Below are 820 nucleotides of genomic sequence, written 5' to 3' on the forward strand. Positions count from 1 at the left end.
ATCATGGGGCTCCACGACACACGCCTGATCACCTGAGTTTCCCAGGTGGGCGGTCGCTCTCACGAGGCGACCAGGATCAGGTGGGCACTGCGACAGACGCGGGATCATACAGCGGATCGCGTCCCCTGCCGGGAGAGCCACGTCTTGACAGCCTTTTCAGCACAACCGACTCGTCTGCTGCATGCTTCTTCATGAATGCCTTGATGCGTGGCGCGATCTCCCGCCTGAAGCGCGAGCCGTTGAAGACGCCATAGTGCCCGACTTTGGCTTGCAGATGATGCTCTTTCTTCTCAGCCGACAGATTGGGCGTGAGATCGAGTGCCGCCACCGTCTGGCCGCGTCCGGTAATGTCGTCGTTCTCCCCCTCGACAGTCATGAGAGCACAGCGGCGGACCGCCTTCAGGTCCACGGGCCTGCCCCGGTGCTGCATCAGCCCTCTTGGCAGCAGATGGTCGATGAACACCGTCTCCAGGGTCTGGAGGTAATACTCGGCAGTCAGGTCCATGACAGCCAAGTATTCGTCATAGAACTCCCGGTGCCTGTCTGCTGAGTCACCGTCGCCCTGAATGAGGTGGTTGAACATGTCCCGGTGTGCAGAGAAGTGGCGATCCGGGTTCATGGCCATGAACCCACCCAACTGCATGAACCCTGGATAGACCAGCCGCCCCCGGCCCTGGTACCGCTCTGGCACAGGATGAATGCAGTGGCGCTTGAACCAGCCGATGTCTCGTGCTTGGGCGAAGCTGTTGACCTTTGTCGGGGTCTGCCGGGTGTCAATAGGTCCGCCGAGGAGCGTGACTGAACGAGGCACCAGCGGATC

The 820-nt window shown here is 61.0% G+C and carries 1 protein-coding gene; it reads right to left on the reverse strand.

The annotated features are described in order from the left end of the window. Window positions 1-76: 76 nt before the first annotated feature. On the reverse strand, window positions 77-820 hold a 744-nt coding region (gene phaZ, locus JKG68_RS32685; protein WP_202066629.1), incomplete at its 5' end, for a polyhydroxyalkanoate depolymerase.

Source organism: Microvirga aerilata, assembly GCF_016743775.1.
GTDB lineage: Bacteria > Pseudomonadota > Alphaproteobacteria > Rhizobiales > Beijerinckiaceae > Microvirga > Microvirga aerilata.